Source organism: Acetomicrobium mobile (assembly GCF_937920065.1).
Genome location: NZ_CALETC010000149.1, coordinates 1 through 4,962 on the forward strand (window position 1 = coordinate 1; position 4,962 = coordinate 4,962).

6 protein-coding genes are annotated in these 4,962 nt (G+C 45.3%); 3 read left to right on the forward strand and 3 right to left on the reverse strand.

What is annotated here, in order from left to right:
* The 3 genes from Q7P41_RS05775 to Q7P41_RS05785 form a co-directional block, all read left to right on the forward strand.
* On the forward strand, positions 1–331 hold a 331-nt coding region (locus Q7P41_RS05775; RefSeq protein WP_303882840.1), incomplete at its 5' end, for a biopolymer transporter ExbD.
* Positions 328–1,155 (forward strand): energy transducer TonB, encoded by an 828-nt coding sequence (locus Q7P41_RS05780; RefSeq protein ID WP_303882842.1) that lies wholly within the window; start codon positions 328–330, stop codon positions 1,153–1,155. The genes Q7P41_RS05775 and Q7P41_RS05780, both read left to right, overlap by 4 nt.
* A gap of 83 nt (positions 1,156–1,238) precedes the next feature.
* On the forward strand, positions 1,239–2,522 hold the full coding sequence (locus Q7P41_RS05785; protein WP_303882843.1) for a dicarboxylate/amino acid:cation symporter: 1,284 nt from the start codon (positions 1,239–1,241) through the stop codon (positions 2,520–2,522).
* Positions 2,523–2,558: 36 nt separating this feature from the next.
* On the opposite strand, the gene pssA is transcribed toward Q7P41_RS05785, so the two are convergent.
* The 3 genes from pssA to Q7P41_RS05800 form a co-directional block, all read right to left on the reverse strand.
* Complete coding sequence (pssA, locus tag Q7P41_RS05790; RefSeq protein ID WP_310848640.1) at positions 2,559–3,302, reverse strand: CDP-diacylglycerol--serine O-phosphatidyltransferase; 744 nt, start codon at positions 3,300–3,302, stop codon at positions 2,559–2,561.
* 21 nt (positions 3,303–3,323) lie between these two features.
* The gene (locus Q7P41_RS05795) at positions 3,324–3,944 is read right to left on the reverse strand and encodes a phosphatidylserine decarboxylase (protein WP_303882844.1); all 621 of its coding nucleotides are present in this window, start codon (positions 3,942–3,944) and stop codon (positions 3,324–3,326) included.
* Positions 3,945–3,949: 5 nt separating this feature from the next.
* The coding region (locus Q7P41_RS05800) for a DNA gyrase C-terminal beta-propeller domain-containing protein (protein ID WP_303882845.1) at positions 3,950–4,962 on the reverse strand (1,013 nt) is incomplete at its 5' end.

Here is a 4,962-nt window from a genome sequence, read left to right on the forward strand (position 1 = left end):
ATTGATCATTTTTTTCGTCTTAACTGCAACCTTTGTCCAAGGAAGCATTACAGTTGTGCTTCCGGAAGGCACCGGAGACTCCCTATCACGAACGCCTTTCGTGATAAACGTCGATCGCCATGGTGCTATTATAATTAACGAGAAAACGGTTAACATTGACGAAGCAGTAGCGCTTGTTCAGCAAGAAAGATCGCAAGGCCAATCGATACTTTTAGCTGGAGATAAAAAAACACCCTACGAAGCAATAATTCATGTATTAGACGCATTAAAGCAAGCTGGAGTTGAGGAAGTCTCGTTGGCAGTGGGAGGAGGCGAAAAAGCGATTCCATGAGAGACAATATCGGAAAGTGGATGGGCCCTCTGCTATTGAGTTTGCTCATACACGCTATGATAATTTGTAACTTCGAGATTCCTCGCGCTCAAGTCAAAACACCAAGCGTGAGTAAAACTATTAGCGTCAAGCTGGCAAGACTTGAGCAAGCCGAAACGACCAAAGATGCTAGCAGCGATAAAAACTCTAAAGATGAAGTCAAGAACCATCCCACTTTTGAAGTGATGCCAAAAAAAATTCCTGCCACAAAGACCCTCATTGAAAAAAAGGAACCAACTGAGCCAAAAAAAGAATCTGCAACTATCAAATCTTCGAGCGAAACTAAAAAGGAAATTGCCTCAAAAAACCCCTCTTCTATCGATGCGCAAGCTACTCACTTAAGTAAAAACGTAAAAGAGATTCAGGAAGAAACGCGAACCCGAAATTCTGGCGAGGCAGCACAAAAACCCGCCCCCTCTCAGGCAAAGAGCGTACAGTACGAAAAAGGTGACGGTCAGGCTGGTGCTGTTAACTTGAGCAATGATGTTTCAAACAACTCGCCTGGCTGGCAACAAAAGTCGCTACAAATGGCAAGTGATCTTGATATCCTTCGAAGCGTAAAACCCACATATCCTTTGATCTCGAGGAGACGTGGCGAAGAAGGAACCACAACAATATACGTGCGCGTTTCGTCTGACGGCACTGTTGTTGAGGCCAACGTTTACAAATCGAGTGGTTATGACTTATTAGATGAAAGTGCACTAAAAGCCGTTAAACAGTGGGTCTTTAAAAGCACGAAGGAAGGCGAGTTCTTAGTTCCAGTCGTCTTTAAATTAAAACCATAAAAACTCCAGCGTAATAAGTTATAATTAATAACGTCGTAATATAGTTCATAAAAATCACTACGAAACAAAAGGAGGGTGAAGTAATGTCGGAAGAAGGGAAAAAAAGAGGCTTTATGAGTTGGTATTTCGGGTCAAATTTGTTGATGCGCATATTAATCGGGCTCATACTTGGCGTCGTAGCTGGCTTATTGTTGAAGGACAAGATACTTTGGGTCCAACCTTTCGGGGATTTATTCATCAGGCTCCTTAAAATGATAGTCGTCCCAGTTATATTGTTTAGTCTCATCGTTGGAACGGCGAGCATCAGCCCCTATCGCCTGGGCAAGGTTGGCATAAAAATAATAGTTTATTATTTACTGACCACTGTCTTTGCCGTCGTAATAGGCTTAATTTTTGCCAATTTATTCAAACCGGGATTGGGATTGGAGCTAGCCGCCGGTGAAGTTGCAGGATTTGAGCTTAAAAAACCTTCACTGGTAACTACATTTTTAAATATAGTCCCGACAAACCCCGTCGAAGCTTTGTCCAAGGGCGACGTCTTGCCCATTATCTTCTTTGCGCTTCTTTTTGGAATAGGACTTTCGTTTTTGTTAGAAAGCGATAACGAGGAATTAAGGACATCTGCGAAAACGGTCTTTAATTTCGCCAATGGTGCAGCCGAGGCCATGTACAAAGTTGTAAGGGGAATAATGGAATACGCTCCCATTGGAGTTTTTGCATTAGTGGCTGTGGTGTTGGCGAAAGAGGGCCCCAGGGTAATCGGGCCGCTAGCAACAGCAGTGGGGGCGGAATACCTTGCCATCGTCGTTCACGTAGTGGTGGTTTACGGGCTCATATTGAGGTTTTACGGCTTACGCTTGACTAAATTTTTAGCCTACGCCCAGGAAGCCATGATAACCGCTTTTGTAACGAGAAGTAGTAGCGGAACATTGCCGGTGACCATGGCATGTGCGGAAAATATGGGCACACCGAAGGGGATTTATTCTTTTACGCTCCCCCTCGGAGCAACAATCAACATGGATGGGACGGCAATTTATCAAGGAGTTTGTGCCCTTTTTATCGCCTTCGCCGTAGGTCGCCACATGCCACTGTCGGATCAACTTATCATTATAGTTACTGCTATGCTCGCCTCAATAGGAACTGCCGGCGTACCCGGTGCAGGTGCAATTATGCTCCTTTTGGTCCTGGATTCGGTCGGACTACCAGTTGATCCGGGCACTCCCGTCGCCGCTGCTTATGCGATGATATTGGGAGTTGACGCAATATTCGATATGGGAAGAACCTGCATAAACGTCACCGGTGACCTTGTAGGGACGGCTATCGTGGCCAAAAGCGAAGGGGAACTGGACATATCTAGGTGGGCATAATAAAAAAGAGGGGGAAATTCCCCCTCTTTTTTATTATCACCGGTTGTCCGCAACCTCCTCGCCTTTTAAGGAAAGCCACTTTCCCCAATCGATTCCAATAGGACCGCTAAAGACGTAAATCGACGTGTAAGCTAATGCAGATTTATCCCTTAAAAATATTGAAATGGTGACGATGCAACTAATCAGAAACAAAAGCCTTAAGACGTTGATGTTATTTTTGCTGAGCTGTTTTATGTTTCCGTAAGAGATGCTGGAAATCATTAACGCCCCTGTCGTAGTAGCTATTATCGCAGCTGTTGATGGGGGCAAAGCAATACCTGATATGACAAAGGATACTAAAAACAACCCCGCGGCAGGTATAGGAAGACCCTGAAAGTTACCGCTGGAATGGACTACGTTAAAACGAGCTAGTCTCAACGCCCCACATAAAACGTAAAATGATATAACCAAAGCCCCTAAAACCCCACCGAAGGCATATAAATAAGACACATAAAAAATCAAGCCGGGCACGACTCCAAAGCTGACTATATCAGCGAGGCTATCGAATTCCATCCCAAAGGCGCTATCTCCTCCTAAAGATCTGGCGACTTTTCCGTCCATCAAATCAAAAAAGGCAGCCACAAAAATCAACCATACAGCAGGGACTGCATGACCATGAAAGATCAATACTAAAGACATTACTCCGCATAAAATGCTACCGCTAGTAATCATATTGGGAGCTAATCTGCGAAAAGGAATCGGTTTTTTAATCATTCGCTTCCTAGAAAACTTTTTGTACACCTATATCACTTCCCTTTGTTTTTAAACACGGCCTATGACGCTGGATCCTGCTTTGACTTTATCTCCAACCCTCACCACGGGTTTCACTATCGGTGGTAAGTATACATCTACCCTGGAACCAAATTTGATCATGCCGTAAGCTTCTCCCTTGGACACGAATTGTCCAACTTTGACTCTACACGCTATTCGCCTTGCTACCAACCCTGCGATTTGTACTAACAAGACGTTGCCGTGTCTTGTCTCAAGTCCCGCATATAGCCTTTCATTAACTTCGGAGGATTTGGGGGCAAAAGCTACCAAATGCTTGCCCCGCTTATACTTTAAAAAAGATATTTTGCCATCATAAGGGATCCGATTAACGTGCACGTCGGCAACGGACATGAATATGCCTATTTTCATAGATCTCCCCACAAAGGGATCAGGATCGTCAACATCCGTTATTTCAACGACCTTGCCGCTCGCAGGGCTGACAAATAACAAGGGATCCTTGGATATGTTTACGCGAGGTTCCCTGTAAAACCAGGCCAAAAAAAATGCACAGGCGCCCAAAATAACTCCTAAAACGGAAGAAAAAAGCCAAGCCCCGTACGCCATAAAAGCTGCGGTAACTACCGGCACCACTCCCTCACGAGCCAAGGCCACCTTCCCTAGACCTCCTCCATAGCATCTTCGCGAATTATCGTTACATCAGCTACACTGTCACCCCGATCGAGCCTAACTAAAATATTGCCCATCGCGGTTCGAGACAATACAGGCACATCTTCTACAGCTATGCGAACCACTCGTCCCTTGCTCGTTACAATCATCACCTCATCGTCCTCGGTTACACTCCATGCCCCTACCAACAATCCCGTACGGTTCGATAATCTCATTGCCTTTACTCCGGAGCTACCACGGTGGTACAAAGGAAACTCATCATAGCGAGTTCGTTTGCCCACGCCTTTTTCGCTTATGAGCAAAATTAACGTCCCCTCACGTAGAGGTTCGCAACCGACCAAGACATCACCACGCGAGAGACGCATAGCACGCACTCCTCTAGCCTGGCGACCCAAAGGTCGAAACTCGTCTTCCTTGGTCCTCAAAGCTTTCCCCTTCGCAGAGACAAATAGAAGCTCGTCATTACCAGAGGTAAACCTTACCCTGGCAATGATGTTTCCTTCATCCAGGCTTATGACGCGCCTACCTGCACGAGTCAAATTTGCCAGCTCTCTCACATCAAGCCGCTTGGCAATGCCCATCTTGGTCGCAAAGAACACATATTTCGCACCCCGCATCGTATCATCCCTTATTGCCACAACGCGTTCATTTTCTTCCAGCGTGAAGAAGGCGCTCACATGTTTGCCTTTTCCATTTTTTGGCGCAGGAAGCAAATACCCCTTTATGGCAAATACACGACCCAAATTGGTGAACAAAAATATGTCATGATGCGTCGTTGTGGCAGTAAACATCTCTATTTCATCGTCTTTTTGTTTGAGTCCCTTTATTCCCTTTCCTCCTCTAGCTTGCAGTTGATAATCTGTCAAAGGAGCTCGCCTTAAATATCCATCCTTGGTCAAAACCACCACGATATCCTCTTCAGGGATAAGATCAACCTCCGACACTTCGGTAATTTCGTCCAATATTTCCGTCTTTCTGGAATCGCCATATCGCCTTTTTAGCT